We start from the raw sequence: 15926 nt of genomic DNA on the forward strand, positions 1-15926 counted from the left end.
CGTGCCGATGCAGGTGTGGGCCACCGCGACCATTGCGGTGGCGTTGCCTTGTCAGGACGTCCATGAAGACCAGCCTTACCCTTGCCATCACCCTGCTGTACGCCTCGCTGGCGTGTGCCCAGGACATGAGCCAGCAGATTGCACAGCCGCTCAAGTACGCAAGCCTTGAAGAAATGAACCTTGGCGAGTTCGTGCAACAGAGCCGCTATGCGTCGACCTTGAGCGCGCTGCGCATGGACTCCGAAGCCGGTGATGCCAATGCCACGCTGGACCTGCTGGAGGCACTGACCGGCAACAAGGACCTCAAGCCCCAGGACCTCGACGCGGTCAAGCAACTGCTGGAAATCGCCGCCGTGCAGAAAGCCGACGGTGCCAGGTTGCAAGCAATGACGGCCCGCTACAGTGCACTCAAGACCCAGGGTGTGGCGGTGTCGACAACGCCTGCACGGCCAGCGCTGACCCTCGACTACAGCGGCGACTCGCTGGACGACATCTCTGGCGTGAAAGGCTGTGGCGATGCGCAGACGGCGCAGACCACGGCGTGCTTCGCGGCGTTCAACAAGGCGTTGAAGGCCGATTACACGGCGCTCAAGCAGTACAACCTGGCCCTGGGCTGGTCGGCGCAGCGGTTTCAGCCAGATGCCCTGCAAGCCAAGGCAAGCAAGGCCTGCGGGCGCTTCGACTACTGTCCGACCACCACCTTGTACGTGATGAACCAGACGTTGCTGCACGAAACCAACGAAGTCCGCTTCCCCAAGACCTACGAGCAGGCGGTGTATCAATTGCTCACTGTGCCGGTGGCCACTGTGCAGCGCACGCAAAAGGCCAACTATGAAAAGGCAGTGCAGGCCAACTTCGAGCAGGCCCGCCAGCAACGCTATGCCTACCGCGAACGCGCCGGTCAGTCGGCGGACGCCCTGGTCATCTACGCGTTGCGCATGGATGCGGTGATTCTCGAGCGGCCCAACTGCACCGCGTTTGCCAACCAGGCCTATGAAATGGCCTTCAACGTCCACAACAGGGTCGTTGCCGAGAGCGAGCTGGACCGCATCAACCGCTCGATCGTGCAGACGCAGTGCACGCTGCGCTAGGGGCCATCAGCTCGAAGCGGGCAGGGCCGCCACCGCATCGACTTCGATCTGCATGCCGTCCAGTGCCAGGCGCGGCACGGGTATCAGGGTGCAGGTCGGTTTGCTGAGCTGGCCCCAGGCGGCGTTGGCAGCCGCCACCCACAGCGCCAGCCTGGCTTCGCTATGGTCCACGATCAGCAGGGTCAGCTTGAATACATCGGCCAGGCTCGCACCTCTGGATTCCAGCGCGGTGCGCAGGTTGAGCAGTGCCTGGCGCGCCTGTTCGGCAAAGTCGGGCGACAGCGTACCGGCAGGGTCTTCACCCCCCTGGCCGGCGATGTACAGCAGCTTGGCGGCGGTGCTGACCTCGGCCACGTGTGAATAGGCATTGGCGCTGGGGTCGTACAGGCCTTCGGGGTTGGACAACACAAATACAGCGGGTTGGCTGGTGCTCATGGGGCGACTCCACTCAAGGGAGGCGCAAGGGTAAAACCTCAAGTTAGGTTGAGGTCAAGCACCTGTTTTCAAGGGCGCCGCACGTTCTTCAGTAGTGTTTGAGAAATAGGCGCTGCGAAGGCACCGGCCCCTTGATCAGTCGGATCAGGTCGCTGGCCTGCAAGGTGAACGGCTTCGAATAGTAGTAGCCCACAAAGAAGCCGGACGCCTTCATGGTGCATGGCAGTACCGGCTTTCTTGCCAGCATGTCGAGGGCCGCTGCGTCGCTCAGGTCGCGGTACTGGTCTTTTTTCTGAAAGCTCAGTTTCGAGGTGAACAGGCCATCACGGGGCGGTCGGTCATCGCGTTCGATCTCACCGATCAGCGAATACGTCATGCGGTGGTCATAGGCGAGGTTCTCATCCTCGGTGATCGAGCATTCGATGCGCGTGCCCAACTGGCTGGTCTTGCCCCGGAAGGCGTCGAGCACATCCACATCTGCCGCGAAGGTCAGGGTGTACACACTGTGGTTGCTGTCGAGCTGCTTTTGCAGGGAAATCGGTTCGACCGTGGCCTTGGCGCGCGGGATGAACAGTGAACAGGCACTGAGCTGGGCAGCCAGCAGGCCAAGTACGATCAGTGGAAGCAGGCGCATGTGTCATCCATGGGGGCGGGAGGGCGCCTTGATACACCAGTTGGTCACGCTGCGCCAGCGGTTCACGAGGCATCGCACAAAGCGCCGTGACACTTGCCGCAGAGTGCCTGCTAGGGCATCCTGCGCGCCCGCCACACTCATGGAAGAAGGGCGCATGCCTGTGTTTCACCGCTTCGCCCTCGGCTTCACGCTGGCCGCCGGTGCACTGTTGAGCAGTGGCTGCGTCAAGGACCACGGCATCGACCCGTTGCCCCTGCGCTTTGTGTCGTTCAGCGACAACCCGTACCGCTACGACCTGCGTTTTCAGGCCGACGAAGACCTGCTCAGCCTGTTCGAACGCCACACCGGCAATGGCCAGATCAGCGAGCGGCTGGTGTGCGCGCTGGACGGCGACGAGAACTTCGACCTCGAGCACGTCATCACCTACAACCTGTCCGGCTCGCCCGAGTTCGAAAGCCGCGCGCCCGATGGCAGTTTCAACTACCTGGCGCAGATGAGCTTCGACAAGACCCTGCCGAGCCGCTCCAGCAGCACTGAACTGACCCGCGAAACCATCCAGCGCCTGCTCGAGAACAGAACCACAATCCCGTGCAAGCTGTACATCACCGCGTTCCCGTATCACGCGTACTTTTCACTGGTGATGCGCATCCCGGTTTCGGTGCTGCTGGCCGAAGTGAACAAGCACGACTACAGCCCGTACATACCACCTTTTGTGTGGGCCGCGCCGACGCTGGACGACGCCACGCCGCTGGCACCCTTCGCCAGGCAGGTCGAGGCGCCGCTCTACAGTGCACGCCTGCCCATCACCGACAGCGAAACCGGCAGGCCGCTGCCACGCGTGGCCTACGTGATCCAGCGCAAGGACGGGTATCTGGAATACGGCACCAGCGATGCCGAGGGCTACACCCACGAGGTGATCTCGCTGACCCGGGAAACCATCAAGCTTTACCTGGTGGACTAGGGGTATCATCCCCGGCTGAATTTGCCCTACTGCGCTAGAGGAACCCCACGGTTTGCCTGATTCACTGCACGCATCGCTCCACAACCCCCTGCTGCAATACCTCGCCCGACTGGCCCCGTCGAGCCAGTTGACCATGAAGTACATCCTGCAGGACGCCGCCGACCGTCTGGACTTCGAGGACATCGACATCAAGGAGGTGCCCTGGCACTTGCTCGAACCGGGGCATGTCACTGCGCTGGTGGCGGCGTTGCGCGCCGACGGCTATGCGCCCAACACCACGTCGCTGTACGTCAACGCGATTCGCGGGGTGATGAACGAAGCCTGGCGCCTGGGCCTGATCAGCCAGGACCAGCTGCTGCGCATGCGCACGGTCAAGGCCGCCCAGGGCACGCGCCTGCCGGTGGGGCGCAACCTCAAGCGCACGCTGATCCGCGAACTGATGGAGGCCTGCGCTGCCGACCCGCGCCCGCAGGGGCTGCGCGACGCGGCGGTGATCGCCTTGCTGTACGGCACCGGCATGCGCAAGAGCGAGTCGGTCAACCTCGACCTCAAGCAGATCGACTTTGCCGAGCGCAGCCTGCAGGTGCTGGGCAAGGGCAACAAGCAGCTGATCAAGTACGCCCCGGTGTGGGCCTTCGACAAGCTCAATGCCTGGCTGGAGTTTCGCCGCTCGCAGCTGCCCGAGGGCCAGGCCGACGATACCTTCCTGTTCAACCGCATCCGCCGCGGCAGCCATATCACCCGCGAGCGCATCACCAAGCACGCGATCTACTACATCGCCCGCCAACGCGGTACCCAGGTGGGCGTGAAGATCATGCCCCACGATTTTCGCCGTTCGTTCATCACCCGGGTGATCGAGGAGCACGACCTGTCGATAGCGCAGAAGCTGGCGCATCACAGCAACATCCAGACCACGGCCAACTACGACATGCGCGACGACAACGAGCGGCGCCGCGCGGTGGACCGCTTCGACTGCTAGCTACCGGCGGGCCAGGCCCGGGTGTTGATTCGGCTGGGCCGGGCTGGCCATTGCCAGCTGCTGCCGGCACGGCGCAACCATAGCCCGCTGCCGCTGGGCAGCAGGCTGGGGGTGCCCAGCCGTGGCAGGACCTGTACGTCAGCCGCGTAGGCGTTGACCTGGGAGCCCCTGTGCAGATGATCGACACTGAACGTCCCGGAGTGTGCGCGGACTTCACCGCTCGGGGTTTCGACGATCAGCGGGCGCGGGTCGCTGCTGGCCTGCACCAGCACTTCGCCGTCGTGCAGCACCAGGCGTCGTTGCTGCGCGGTGAAGCGGATGTCCACATGGGTGGCGTGGTTGAGCGCAAGCTGGCTGCCATCGCTCAATTGCAGCAGGCGTGTCTGGGCCGGCCCGGTGCGTTCATCGGCCATCAATTGGCGCCATGGCACGATGTTCTGCGCCAGGTAGGCGCTGCCAAGGATTGCCAACAGGCAAGCGCCAAGGCGTTTCAGGCGAGGGTCAGACACGGGGAGCCCCAGGTGGAAGAGGCTGGGGATGATAGGGGCAGCAGGGGCGGCACTCAAGCGGTTGCAGTGCTTGGGCCTTCGCCGGCAAGGCCGGCTCCTACAGGGTGTGTATTGCCGGTAGGAGCCAGCTTGCGGGCGCAGCGGTCAGCTGCCAGCCGGGCCGCTGACACCGCCGCTGTTGTTGCTTTCGGAGCCTTCGTGGCCATTTCTCTCGGAACCGGTGCCCTCGGGCATCTGCCCACGGGTGTCATCGGTGTTCATGCCGCCCTGGCGGCCGTCGTCGTTGCCCTGGGTACGTGGGTCGGTGCCGTTGGGCATGGACGGCTCGTTGGACGGGGCCGGTACATCCACCCCGGCCCCAGGAAGGGTGGAGTTGGGCACGCCGTTGCCGGGGGCAGGGTTGGTCGGGCCGGTACCTGCGGCCAGGGCCACGGTGGCCTGGGCGCCCAGCAGCGCGGCGAACAGCAGAGCGGTGATCGGGGTGCGGGTCATGGTCGAACTCCTTTCATGTGGGCTACCTGACATTGGTCCGTCGTCATGCGCCGAGGGTGCGGCGTGAGCGACGGACGGTCTAGTCGCGACCCCGCATGAAGAAGCCCGCCACGTACTTGCGGAAGGTGTCCAGGCCTTTGAAATCGGCAAAGCGCCTGAAGTTTTCCGTTTCGGGCTCCGGGCCCAGCGGCTGTTCGGTCAGCGACACGGACAGCACCCGGTCCTGGTCGGAGCTGAGCACCAGTTCGTCCATCACCCGACCGCCGATCACCGGCCGGCGCATCACCACCTTCACACCCTTGCCGGCCATCCAGTCGATCAGCGAGACGAGCATCTTCAGCGGTTCGCGCTCTTCGTCGCGGTACACCGGGAACAGGTGAGCGCGCGACAGCACCGGCACGCTGGCCACATGGATCAGTTCGTAGAAGTGGCTGCCGGCGGTGGCGGGGGAATAGATGGCCAGCGCCAGCAGCGGGCCGGGGGTGCGGCTACCGCCCCACAGCAGGTGGTGGCCCTGGAAGTCGAACCCGTCTTCGCTGCGTTCGGTGAGCACCTTGCGCGCCTTGATCTGGCTGACGCAGTCCAGCAGCAGGCCATGGCGCCGATGTGTGCCGAACACCGTGGCGTCGCGCAGACGTGCCTTGAGCATCATCATGTGCTTCATGTCCAGGCGGGTTTCCAGGTAGTTGCTGGCGGGCACGCGGTCGATCAGCGGGTAGCGGGTGGCGACGCTGCGCAGCTCGGCGAACTGGGCGGTCAGGTCCTTTTTGAGGTGGGTGGCATAGACGTTCAGGCCGCTGGCTTCGATCAGGGTCAGCAGCAGCGAGAGCAGGCGATGCTGTTCGCGCCTGTCGCCGCTGCCGTTGCCGTTGCCGTCGCCGCTGCCGGCAGCGGCACGCTGGAAATCACCGATCAGGCGCAACGGCGCGTCCGGTGCCAGCCAGGCCGCCGGCGGGGTGTCGGCCTCGTTGTGGCTGGCGTCGGTGTCGCGTTCGTCCTTGGTGAAGGCACAGCCCGGCGCATGTTCGGCGGTGCCGGGGTTGTTCTTGAGAAACAGCGTGCCGGTGCTGCCGTTGAGGTTGACGTTGAGTACCGGCATGCTTTTGGGCTGGCAGTCACAGGCCAGCCACTGCCCGGCGGCGCGTACCTTCATCAGCAACTGGTTGGCCTGCAGCAGCCGCGGGCCCTCCAGGGCGCCCAGCACGAACCCGCGCAGCAGTTCCTCTTCGGCGGGGGTAAGGGTGCGCACCAGCGCGGCGTTTTTCTCGATGATTCGCATGGACGATCCTGGCCAGCCTTCCTGTGCCTGCCACCTTAATTCAAAGCCCTGCACGCGACCATCGCCGCGTGCAGGTGGCGTTCATTGCGGGCTGAACATTTTTGCCGCGCGGGCGCGGATTTCCTCGACCGACACGTCTTCGACGTGGGTGGCGACGAACCAGAGGTTGCCGAAAGGGTCCTTGAGGGTGCCGCTGCGGTCGCCGTAGAACTGGTTCTGCACGGCGTTGACCTGGGTGGCGCCGGCCTTCAGCGCCTGGGCGAAGGTAGCGTCGACATCTTCGACGTACAGGTGCAGGCCGATGGCGCTGCCCTGCAGGGATTGGCTGCTGGTGAGCCCGCCGGCCTGGTCGCAGGGGTCGGCCAGCATCAGCGAGGAATCGCCGATTTTCAGCTCGGCATGGCCGATACGCCCATCGGGGGCGTCGAGGCGGAACATTTCGGTGGCGCCAAAGGCGGCCTTGTAGAAGTCGATGGCCCTGGCAGCGTCCTTGATGCCCAGGTAGGGGGTGATGCTGTGCTGACCGTCGGGGATGGGTTGGGTGGCCATTTTTTCCTCCATTGGTACGCAAAAAGTGTGTTGCCTACACGGGCCCTATCGCGGGTCAAGCCCGCTCCCACGTGTTCATCACTGCCTTTGTGGGAGCGGGCTTGACCCGCGATAGGTGCGCCGCGATCCAAGCCTATGCTTGTACCGTTTTGCCCACCACGCAATCAGAAGATGTAGTCAGTCGTCAGGAAACTCGACTCGCGGTTGCGAATGATCTGGCTGATCAGCTGTTTGTTGGCCTCCTGGAACTTGGTGGCCACCAGGGTGCGGATCGAGAACACGCGCAATGCGTCATGCACCGACAGGGTGCCTTCGGCCGAGTTCTTGCGCCCGTTGAAGGGGTAGGTGTCCGGCCCGCGCTGGCACTGGGCGTTGAGGTTGATGCGCCCGACCTGGTTGGCGAAGGTGTCGACCAGCCGGCCCACGGTGGCCGAATCGGTGCCGAAAATGCTCAACTGCTGACCGAAATCCGAATCCAGCACGTAGTCGATCACTGTCTGCAGGTCGCGGTAGGGCACCACCGGGATCACCGGCCCGAACTGCTCTTCGTGGTACACGCGCATCTGTGGGTTCACCGGGTACAGCAGCGCCGGGTAGAAGAACGAACCGCGGCTCTGGCCGCCGCCCTGGTTGATCACCTTGGCACCGTGGGCTACTGCATCGGTTACCAGGCCGCCCAGGTAGTCGACCTTGCCTGCTTCGGGCAACGGGGTCAGGCTGACGCCCGGGTCCCATGGCATGCCGGGCTTGAGGTCGGCCAGCTTGCGCTGGAACTTGTCGAGAAAGGCGTCCACCACCTGCTCGTGCACGAACAGGATCTTCAGCGCCGTGCAGCGCTGGCCGTTGAACGAGAGGGCGCCGGTGACCGCCTCGTTGACCGCGTTGTCCAGGTCGACCTCGGGCAGCACGATGCCCGGGTTCTTGGCGTCCAGCCCCAGCGCGGCGCGCAGGCGGTGCGGGCGCGGGTGAAGCTTCTTCAGGTCGCTGGCGGCCTTGTTGGTGCCGATGAAGGCGAACACGTCGACCTTGCCGCTGGCCATCAGCGCGCTGACGGTCTCGCGGCCACGCCCGTAGATGACATTGATCACCCCGGCCGGGAAGCTGTCGCGAAACGCCTCCAGCAAAGGGCGAATCAGCAGCACGCCGAACTTGGCCGGCTTGAACACCACGGTGTTGCCCATGATCAGCGCCGGGATCAAGGTGGTGAAGGTCTCGTTGAGCGGGTAGTTGTAGGGGCCCATGCACAGCGCCACGCCCAGGGGCGCGCGACGGATCTGGCCGAGGGTGTCCTGCTCCAGTTCGAAGCGACTGGAGCGCCGGTCGAGTTCCTTGAGGGCGCCGATGGTCTCGACGATGTAGTCGCAGGTGCGGTCGAACTCCTTCTCGGAGTCCTTGAGGTTCTTGCCGATTTCCCACATCAGCCACTTGACCACCACCGCGCGCTGCTCGCGCATGCGGGCCAGGAACGCCTCCACATGCTGGATGCGCTCGGCCACGCGCATGTTCGGCCACACGCCGCGGCCCTTGTCGTAGGCACGCACGGCGGCGTCCAGGGCGGTGAGGGCGGTATCGGCGTCCAGCAGCGGGGCGCTGCCGAGTATCACCTGCTGCTCACCGTCGTCGGTCTTGAGCCACACCGGGCTGCGCACCGTGGCCAGCGGGCCTTCCCAGCGGTGCAGCTGCCCATCCACCAGGTAGTCGCGCTGCTCGAGCGGGTCGCCCAGGCGATAGGCCTCGGGAATATCCGTGGCAGCGGGAAACAGCGAGTCCAGACGATCCATGACGCAATACCTCTTTTCCATGGTGAATGAAACGGTTCAGCCGAGCATAACGCCGGCCCCGGCACAAAAGCCAGCCTGGCCCGGGTGCGCTCCGGGCCGGCGCCCGCCTGTCAGTCGATGGTGCCTCGCGCCACTCCCTCGGTCAGGGTTCTGCGCAGGTCGACGAGGCGTTGTTCGTACACCTGCCGCAAGCGCTGCGCCTCCACCAGCAGTTCACCTTCGCTCAGCGTTTCGGCTGCCTGCTCCAGGCTGTCGTCCAGCGCTGCCCGCGAGGCGGCGAACTGTGCGGCGAAGCGTTCGCGCAAGTGGTGCTCCCATGCAGGGTAGACCGGTTCCTCTTCATGGTTCATGGCCAGTACTTCGTCCAGGCCGTGGGAGGTGGTCGGGTCAACCGCCAGCAGCAGGTTGCGCTGCTGTTCTATCCAGGCTTCGCCCGGCAGCGGCATCACATCGACCAGTGCGTCGATGATCACCGGCTCGTCGGCACGCGCCGCCTGGGCCAGGTCCAGGCCCGGCAGCCGGGTGATACGTTTGAGCGCCCACTGGTAGAGCGTCGCGTAGCTGTCTTCGGACATGTTGAACGAAAGGCTCAGCACGCCGAAGCCGAGCTTTCTGAGACGCACGTGGTTGACGATGGTCGCCAGCAAGGTGCGCGAGCGGGTTGCCAGGTCCGGGATGGCCAGGGCCTGTGACACCTCGCCCAACTGTTCGAGGTCGAGCAGGGTGCCGCCTGTGCGGGCGAGAATCTGCTCACGCAGGGGCGCATTGGCGTCCATCCAGGTCAGCAGGCGCCACAGGCGGCGCCGGTAGGTCAGTGGGGCGACGATGTAGGGCGGGCTGTCGAACATGGCACGCAGGTCCCGGAAGAACCCCGACGGCAGGCTCTGCTGCAGTCGTTGCCAGCTGGCCCGCTGTTGTGGCGTGGCGTCGTCGAGCAGTTCGTTGTAATCGATCTCGGCCACCAGCAGGTCGATACGGTGGGTGGTGTAGTAGGCATCGGCCGCCTGCAGGGCAGCATCGCTCAGCGGATTGTGTTCCAGGCGCAGCGCCCGGGCCAGCGGAGGTGAGAGGGTGGCGGTCGGTGGCAGCTCCTGCAGCTGGTTGCCGGACAGGTCCACCAGGTTCGGCGCGTCCAGCTGATCGAGCCCTGCCGGATAGGTCGCCAGGCTGCAGTTGTACAGGTCCACGCCCTGCAGCCGGTTCAGGCGGGCGAAGTCGGGCGGGGTTGCCAGCGGGTTGTTCGCCAGGCTCAGGTCGCGCAACTGCGGGTAACCTTCGAGGGCGTGCTGCAGGTGCTCGTCCCAGACCAGGCGGTTGTTGGCCAGGTCCAGCACGCTGAGCCGATCACCCAGCCCGGTGGGCAGGCTGGTGAGTTCGCAGCCGTTCAGGCTGACGCGCTGCAGCTGGGTGAAGTGGCGCAGGAAGGCGTCAGGCAGCCGGGTCAGGGAGTTCTGCTCCAGTGACAGCTCATTCACGTGATCGAAGTTGGCCTCCAGCGCAGGGAAGCTTTCCAGGTCGCCGTCGGTCAGGTCCAGGTAGTCCAGGTTCAGCTGAACGGTGGTTTCGCCATCGGCGACCTCGCGCACCGACAGGCGCTGCCAGGCGGCGATGATTTCTTCCCGCGCCGATTGCCGGGCTGTACTGGGCAGGGCCCACAGGGTCAACGCGCTTTTCAGGCGTTGCAGGGTTTGTTCGAGCGTGCGCAACCGCGCCTGGGCCGGAATCTCGCTGGCCTCCCAGGCCGCCATTGTGGCACGCGCCTCTTCGCCGCTGGCATGCGGGTAGAGCGTGCGGTAGCGGGCCTCCTGTGAGGAGCTGGCAGGCGACACCGGCGGGTAGCCGGGGCGGTCACTGCCGCCCAGCAGGCGTGCTTCGCTGGCCCAGCCGCGGACCTCGCCGGACCACAGCCAGGTGGCAAGTTCGCCGCGGGGGCGTTCGAGCATCGACAGCACGCGTTGCTGCAGCGCCGCCCTGGTGTCCAGGCCCAGCACCTGGCGATAGCGGGGAGCGATGCTGTCATGCAGGGCCGCGAACAGGTCGTCGCCGGGCGCGTGCAGCGGGAGGTCGTCCTTGAAGGTCTGGTAGCCTTCTGCACCGTGCACCAGAACCCTGCGCTGCGCCTGGGTGGCACGACCCACGCGCTGCAGCAGAGGGCCGCGCGGGCCACCACTGCGTGCTTCCAGCACGACCGAGGTGTCCCAGCCGGGGGCGTGCTCCAGGCACAACAGCGCCAGGCGCGTGCTTTGCGGCGTTGCCAGGGCTGGCCAATACAGGCCTTCGGTCGCGCGTACCAGGGGAACACGGGCGGCCAGCGTGGCGGCCTCTTCCAGCAATTTAGTGGGGATGGCTGCCGGTGGCACCCAGCGTGCCAGCCGGGCCGGGCCGACAGTGTCCAGCAGGCTGCGGGCCAGCACCGGGCTCAACCCGGGCAAGCGTGCGCACAGGGCCGTGATGTGCGGCTGCGGGGGCACCAGGGCCAGGTAACGCTGCTCGAACAGGGCCTTGCCGACGCTGCCCGTGACGTTTTCGGCGCGCAGTTGCCGGGCGATCCTGAGCCGTTGCAGCGTATCGGCCAGCAAGGGTGGCAGGCCCAGATTGGCGGCGTGCAACCGACGCAGCGCGTCTTCGCGGGTGCCGCTGACCTGGCAGGCCTGTTCGAGTTCTGCATCGCTCAGGCCTTGCGCAAGCGGGCCCAGACGGCGCAGCAGGGTGGCTCGCGACCAGCTCAGCGGCTGTTCATGCACGCTGCGCCAGGCACCCTGGCCGTTGTGCTCCAGTGCGGGGCGATAGGCGTCTTCACGCTCGGGGTGGCGCAGTTGCCATTGCTGCTGGTGCGCATCGAACTGCTGCTCGTACAGGTCGGCGCCGAGCCTGATGTAGTGCCGGTCCGCGTGCCGGTACTGGCCCTGGTCGTTGGCTGTCACCTCGGCGTGCAGCGACGTGTCCAGCCGGTAGGGTGCCAGGTCGGGCAGGTACAGGCGCGTACTGCCATCGGGCAGTGGCACTTCGATCAACGCATCGACCAGCGCTGGCGCTGCCTTGATCGCCAGCACCGAACCGGCCAGCATGCCGGCAGTGATCGCCACCGACTGCAGGTGCGCCATGGCGCCCTCGACGTCGCCGTCCTGCCAGTCCTCCACGCCTTCATACACCTCCTTGATCAGCTGTACCGCAGTGACCGCCAGCATGACCGGGCCCAGCGCCGGCACGAACATCGCCGCGGCATTGAGCACGTTCAGCGCGCGTGTCTCCCATTGTTCCAGGCGGGCCTTGCGCGCTTTCTCGTCGGCTTCAGCGGTGGGCACCATGAGTACCCGTGCTTCATCCTTCAGGCGTTGCAGGTGGCGGTCCTGCAGCACGCCGAACAGCTCGCCGGCAACCGGGGCAAGGCTCAGGTACAGGCTGTCCTGCTCCTGCGAGTGCCACGGTCCGTCCTTGTCGACCACCTGCCGGGCCAGGTTGTGTCCGAGCACATCGAACAGGTGTTGCTGCTGTTGCAGCGGTACGTAGCGCTGAAACAGTCTGCGAAACCCGGGGTGGTTGAGGCGCCCTTTGAGGTAGCGCTCCAGCGCCGGCATCGACGCATGCTCGGTGAGGGCATCGTCCGGGTCGCCGGGCAGGTACAGCAGCAGGCTGTCTGCCTGCTGCTCAGATGCCAGGGCAAACAGCAGGATGTCGTGCAACGGTACGCCGCTCATGCTCAGCAGGCTCGCCTGCACTGGCGGGGCCTCGGCGCCTGCTGCGGCGGGCGCGTCCAGCAGCGCCAGCAACCGGCGGCAGGCGGTTGGCCCGATGCGCTGGCGCGCTTTCGCCACGGTGACCTCCAGGCGCAGCAACTGGCGATTGGCATCGATCGAGTCGCGACGCACCCTGTCTTGCGTGGCAGGTGTTTCGAACACTGCCTGCAGGTGCTGCTGGTAGCGGGCGCCCAGGTCCAGTTCGCGGCACAGGCGGGCGAACACGGCGGGTGACAGGCGATGGCGGGTATAGCGGTAGGCAAGCCCGGCGTCAGTCAGGTCGAGGTGGAAATGGCCTTGCAGGGTGATCGCACTCTTGCCGAGGAAAGTCACGTCGTCACCGAAGTTCTGCAGCGCTGCCTGCAGCAGGCTCTGCTTCTGGTAGGTGGTACGTGTGGCGAGCTGCCAGAGGTCGGCCTCTTCGTGAAACTGCACCAGGTCGGTGGTGTGCAGGTTCAGGGTTTCGCCAAGTTCGGCGTCAAGGCGCGCCTGCAGCAGCGGCTCGGCAAATGCCAGCAACCCCTGGAAGGCCTTGAGGGTGCCTGCCAGTGTCTGGCTGGCCCGCCGATAGCGACGCCTGGCTGCGCGCACGGCGTCACGCTGATCGGGCAGGCCGTTGGCCAGCCAGTCCGGTTCGGCATCGGGGATGACATGGGTCAGGGCCAGATGGCGCCGAAGGTCTTCGGCGTCCTGGGCGCTGGTGTGTTTCAGCCAGGTGGGCAGGCGCTGGACGATGAACGGTGAGTGGGGAATACGTGAAGGGGAGGTAGGCATGGTCGTGCTCCGGTCCGTGGACCGACAGCACAACCGATCAGCCGGGCGAAGCGGTGGTAGTTATCTGTTGGAGGCAGTGTCCAGGGTGCTCTGGCGCGCCTCGCGCAGCGACGCGTAGCCGACCCTGGGCACGCCCGCCAGGCGCTGGTCGAGCAAGGCCTGCAAGGACTCGCCACTGCCCAGGTAGGCATCGCCGAAGTCGTGGCTGCCCAGGGCACTGGGGTGCGCCACCACTTCGAGCACGCCATGGCGTGGGGCCAGGCCGTCACGCAGGTCGACCGGGGTACACACATGGTCGGCGGTCAGCCTGGCCAGCTGGCGCAGGCGCTGGTTGAGCAACGTCTTGAACAGGCGTTTTGCCGGGCCGATGTTGTGCCCCACATTGCGGGCCAGGCGTATCGGCACCCCTTCGCGGGCGGCGAAGCGGGCGACGATTTCGCCGATGGGCCACAGGTTGTGCACGTGCTGGTGGGAGTCCAGGTGGCTGGGGGTCAGCCCATGGTCCAGGCAGCGCTGCCATTGCGCGGCCAGTTCCTCGTGCACCGCCTGGCGGGCCGCGCGCCCCAGCCACAGGCGCTTGCGCGACAGGCCCAGGTCGAACTCGCCCTCGGCATTGCAGAACTGCGCCAGCGCGCGGATCGGCTCGCTCAGCGGGCGCCCGTAGGTCAGGTTGAAATGCAGGCCCACGCGCCCGCGCAGGGCCGGTTGCTGGGCCAGCGCGCAGGCGGCCTTGAATGCCGGCATGCTGGCCATGGCGGTGGCCGAACTGATCAGGCCGCACTGGAACGCGCGCAGGATCACCGCGTTGGTGTGTTCGTTGAGGCCAAAATCGTCAGCGTTGACTATGACTTGGGACGGCATCCGGGCGCTCCTGTGCTGTGGGTGTGGCAGTGGGGGTAGTGGCAGGTGCCGGCACGGGCTGCTGTTGGCGGCGTTTGATCCAGGGCTTGATGCGTTGCCACAGGCGCAGCGCCATGCCCAGGCACAGGCCCGACGGGCGCCAGCTGTAGAAACTGTGGCGCAGGTGCTCGACCTGGCCGGTCATGCGCTCATGCAGCTGGTGGCTGGAGTTCTCCAGGCTCACCCTTGAAGCGTCGATCCACGTCCAGCCTTCGTCCAGCCCCCAGTCGATCCATTCCTGCAGCAGCACCCGGCCGCTGCCAAGGTCGGCATACTGCGGCACGAAGGCGAGGTTGTAGTCGTACAGGCGGCCCCGTTCGAGCAGGCCCAGGCGGTAGCTGATGCAGCGCCCGTCCAGTTCCAGCACCACCAGGCGCAGACGGCCATCGGCCGCCAGCGCGGTGAAGGCCTGGAACATCCATTGGCGCTGTGCGGGAACCGAGAAGATGCCGACCCCGTCGTCGCCTTTCCAGCTCACGGCCTCGACCGCGCTGACGGCTTCCAGCCAGGAAGCTGCGTTGGCGGTATCGGGGGTTACTCGGCGCACCTGTGCCCCGCAGGCGGCGATGCGCTTGCGCGCGCGGCGCAACTTGTAGCGCGGGTCGCCACTGACTTCCTGGCGGTCGGTCTCGCTTATCTGGTGCACCGGCGCACGGCAGGCGGTGCGCTGTTCGTGGGTGGAACTGCGGCGTGCCCACTGCTGCAGCCAGGGCGAATCGCCCGTTACTTCGTTGAGTTGCAGCAGGGCATGGGGCAGGCGCGTGCGAATGGCTGCCAGTACCTGGCCGGCGGCACTGGTCGGCAGGTCGATGAGCAGGCCGATGCGGTCGCTCATGGGGTAGCCCAGGTGGTGCAGCACGGCAAAGTCCAGCGGCCCGTGGCGCTCAAGGGTGCGGACCAACGGCAGGCACAGCACCAGGCGTCCTTGTGCATGCCCCAGCAGTACCTGCAGGTGCTGGCTGGCCGGCAAGGCAGCCTCGGCGGCGCGCAGCCAGGCCAGGCTGTTGAATGGGGTGGCATCGGGCAGCCGCTCGCGCAACTGCTCGTAGGCGTCGGCGGGGAAGCCGTCGGCACGCAACGAGGCGTGCCAGGTAAAGGTCAGGGTCATCGGTTCAGGACACCGTGGCAGTAGTGCTGCGCGGCGCCGGTTTGCGCAAGGCATCCAGGCGCGAGCCGCTGTAGCGCGTTTCGCGGAAGAATTTCCAGCGACCGAACAGGCAGTACACGTGCATCACACGGCCCTGCTCGACGTAGCCCATGCGCAGGTGCAGCTTGAGCGCCGGAATGTTGTGGGTCTCGCACACGTCGACCACCTTGTCGCAGCCCTGTTCGGCCATGGCGCGCCACAGGGCCAGTTGCAGGTCGACCGACAGCGACGTACCCCAGTACTGGCGCGCCAGTTCACCGCCGAACTCGAAGAACTCGCCCGGCTCGACCGGGAACCAGCAGCCATAGTAATGACGGTCGTGGTAGTGACGCGGGCTGCCCCAGATGAACGCCACCACGTGGCTGTCTTCGTCCAGGAACATCAGCCCGGTATGCCCTTCGGCGGCCAGTTCACGCATGGTTTCGACTCGGTCGCCGAAGTGCTTGGCAAAGCCTTGCACGTTGTGCACCGTGATGCGCTCCACGCGTAGTGGCGCATAGGGCTTGAGGGTATGCGGCGGCACCGGGCTGACCAGGTCGCGCTCCATCCACAGCAGCTCCCAGTGAAAGAACACGTAGCGCTTGTACGCGCTGCGAAGGGTGGCGCGCAGGCCTTTCTGGTGTACGCGCTGGCTGAACTTGCTGACGATATTCATGGT

14 protein-coding genes are annotated in these 15926 nt (G+C 66.0%); 3 read left to right on the forward strand and 11 right to left on the reverse strand.

The genetic code is table 11. The features are described 5' to 3' along the window. Positions 1-62 precede the first annotated feature (62 nt). Positions 63-1091, forward strand: coding sequence for a hypothetical protein (locus tag NP552_RS00735; protein WP_058540233.1), 1029 nt, complete (start codon positions 63-65; stop codon positions 1089-1091). 6 nt (positions 1092-1097) lie between these two features. Here NP552_RS00735 and NP552_RS00740 read toward each other — a convergent pair whose 3' ends face one another. Both NP552_RS00740 and NP552_RS00745 read right to left on the reverse strand, forming a co-directional pair. Next, entirely contained in the window at positions 1098-1526 is a 429-nt protein-coding gene (locus tag NP552_RS00740; protein ID WP_054914449.1) for a RidA family protein, read from the reverse strand. Between the two features lie 88 nt (positions 1527-1614). Next, positions 1615-2160, reverse strand: coding sequence for a hypothetical protein (locus NP552_RS00745; protein ID WP_043860588.1), 546 nt, complete (start codon positions 2158-2160; stop codon positions 1615-1617). A gap of 154 nt (positions 2161-2314) precedes the next feature. Here NP552_RS00745 and NP552_RS00750 point away from each other — a divergent pair, with 154 nt between their 5' ends. Both NP552_RS00750 and NP552_RS00755 read left to right on the forward strand, forming a co-directional pair. After that, positions 2315-3121, forward strand: a complete 807-nt coding sequence (locus NP552_RS00750) for a hypothetical protein (protein WP_043860589.1) — start codon at positions 2315-2317, stop codon at positions 3119-3121. A gap of 133 nt (positions 3122-3254) precedes the next feature. Further along, a complete protein-coding gene (locus tag NP552_RS00755) occupies positions 3255-4100 on the forward strand; it encodes a site-specific integrase (protein ID WP_229590266.1) in 846 nt (281 codons plus the stop codon). On the opposite strand, the gene NP552_RS00760 is transcribed toward NP552_RS00755, so the two are convergent. From NP552_RS00760 to NP552_RS00800, 9 genes are all read right to left on the reverse strand, one after another. Beyond that, positions 4097-4609 (reverse strand): FecR family protein, encoded by a 513-nt coding sequence (locus tag NP552_RS00760; RefSeq protein ID WP_054914451.1) that lies wholly within the window; start codon positions 4607-4609, stop codon positions 4097-4099. The genes NP552_RS00755 and NP552_RS00760 overlap by 4 nt on opposite strands. A gap of 144 nt (positions 4610-4753) precedes the next feature. Continuing rightward, positions 4754-5101, reverse strand: a complete 348-nt coding sequence (locus tag NP552_RS00765) for a hypothetical protein (RefSeq protein WP_043860591.1) — start codon at positions 5099-5101, stop codon at positions 4754-4756. A gap of 79 nt (positions 5102-5180) precedes the next feature. Then, positions 5181-6380 carry a hypothetical protein gene (locus tag NP552_RS00770; RefSeq protein ID WP_054914452.1) on the reverse strand — a complete coding sequence of 400 codons (1200 nt, stop codon included), beginning with the start codon at positions 6378-6380 and terminating at the stop codon, positions 5181-5183. An 81-nt stretch (positions 6381-6461) separates the two neighbouring features. After that, positions 6462-6929 carry a VOC family protein gene (locus NP552_RS00775; protein ID WP_043860593.1) on the reverse strand — a complete coding sequence of 156 codons (468 nt, stop codon included), beginning with the start codon at positions 6927-6929 and terminating at the stop codon, positions 6462-6464. Between the two features lie 164 nt (positions 6930-7093). Beyond that, positions 7094-8710 carry an NADP-dependent glyceraldehyde-3-phosphate dehydrogenase gene (locus tag NP552_RS00780; RefSeq protein WP_054914453.1) on the reverse strand — a complete coding sequence of 539 codons (1617 nt, stop codon included), beginning with the start codon at positions 8708-8710 and terminating at the stop codon, positions 7094-7096. A 110-nt stretch (positions 8711-8820) separates the two neighbouring features. Further along, positions 8821-13221 (reverse strand): leucine-rich repeat domain-containing protein, encoded by a 4401-nt coding sequence (locus NP552_RS00785; protein WP_274096286.1) that lies wholly within the window; start codon positions 13219-13221, stop codon positions 8821-8823. A 60-nt stretch (positions 13222-13281) separates the two neighbouring features. Further along, positions 13282-14082 (reverse strand): carbohydrate deacetylase, encoded by an 801-nt coding sequence (locus tag NP552_RS00790; protein WP_043860596.1) that lies wholly within the window; start codon positions 14080-14082, stop codon positions 13282-13284. Further along, entirely contained in the window at positions 14054-15229 is a 1176-nt protein-coding gene (locus NP552_RS00795) for a GNAT family N-acetyltransferase (protein ID WP_274096287.1), read from the reverse strand. The genes NP552_RS00790 and NP552_RS00795 overlap by 29 nt, the downstream gene beginning before the upstream one ends. Before the next feature lie 4 nt (positions 15230-15233). Continuing rightward, positions 15234-15923, reverse strand: coding sequence for a GNAT family N-acetyltransferase (locus tag NP552_RS00800; RefSeq protein WP_043860598.1), 690 nt, complete (start codon positions 15921-15923; stop codon positions 15234-15236). Positions 15924-15926 lie beyond the last annotated feature (3 nt).

Origin of the sequence: Pseudomonas sp. 8209 (genome assembly GCF_028682105.1) — a bacterium.
Lineage (GTDB): Bacteria > Pseudomonadota > Gammaproteobacteria > Pseudomonadales > Pseudomonadaceae > Aquipseudomonas > Aquipseudomonas palmensis.

Excerpts from the sequence above, each read along its gene's own strand:
- NP552_RS00735 (WP_058540233.1), top strand. The coding sequence starts at position 63 with ATGAAGACCAGCCTTACCCTTGCCATCACCCTGCTGTACGCCTCGCTG.
- NP552_RS00740 (WP_054914449.1), bottom strand. The coding sequence starts at position 1,526 with ATGAGCACCAGCCAACCCGCTGTATTTGTGTTGTCCAACCCCGAAGGC.
- NP552_RS00745 (WP_043860588.1), bottom strand. The coding sequence starts at position 2,160 with ATGCGCCTGCTTCCACTGATCGTACTTGGCCTGCTGGCTGCCCAGCTC.
- NP552_RS00750 (WP_043860589.1), top strand. The coding sequence starts at position 2,315 with ATGCCTGTGTTTCACCGCTTCGCCCTCGGCTTCACGCTGGCCGCCGGT.
- NP552_RS00755 (WP_229590266.1), top strand. The coding sequence starts at position 3,255 with ATGAAGTACATCCTGCAGGACGCCGCCGACCGTCTGGACTTCGAGGAC.
- NP552_RS00765 (WP_043860591.1), bottom strand. The coding sequence starts at position 5,101 with ATGACCCGCACCCCGATCACCGCTCTGCTGTTCGCCGCGCTGCTGGGC.
- NP552_RS00770 (WP_054914452.1), bottom strand. The coding sequence starts at position 6,380 with ATGCGAATCATCGAGAAAAACGCCGCGCTGGTGCGCACCCTTACCCCC.
- NP552_RS00775 (WP_043860593.1), bottom strand. The coding sequence starts at position 6,929 with ATGGCCACCCAACCCATCCCCGACGGTCAGCACAGCATCACCCCCTAC.
- NP552_RS00780 (WP_054914453.1), bottom strand. The coding sequence starts at position 8,710 with ATGGATCGTCTGGACTCGCTGTTTCCCGCTGCCACGGATATTCCCGAG.
- NP552_RS00785 (WP_274096286.1), bottom strand. The coding sequence starts at position 13,221 with ATGCCTACCTCCCCTTCACGTATTCCCCACTCACCGTTCATCGTCCAG.
- NP552_RS00790 (WP_043860596.1), bottom strand. The coding sequence starts at position 14,082 with ATGCCGTCCCAAGTCATAGTCAACGCTGACGATTTTGGCCTCAACGAA.
- NP552_RS00795 (WP_274096287.1), bottom strand. The coding sequence starts at position 15,229 with ATGACCCTGACCTTTACCTGGCACGCCTCGTTGCGTGCCGACGGCTTC.
- NP552_RS00800 (WP_043860598.1), bottom strand. The coding sequence starts at position 15,923 with ATGAATATCGTCAGCAAGTTCAGCCAGCGCGTACACCAGAAAGGCCTG.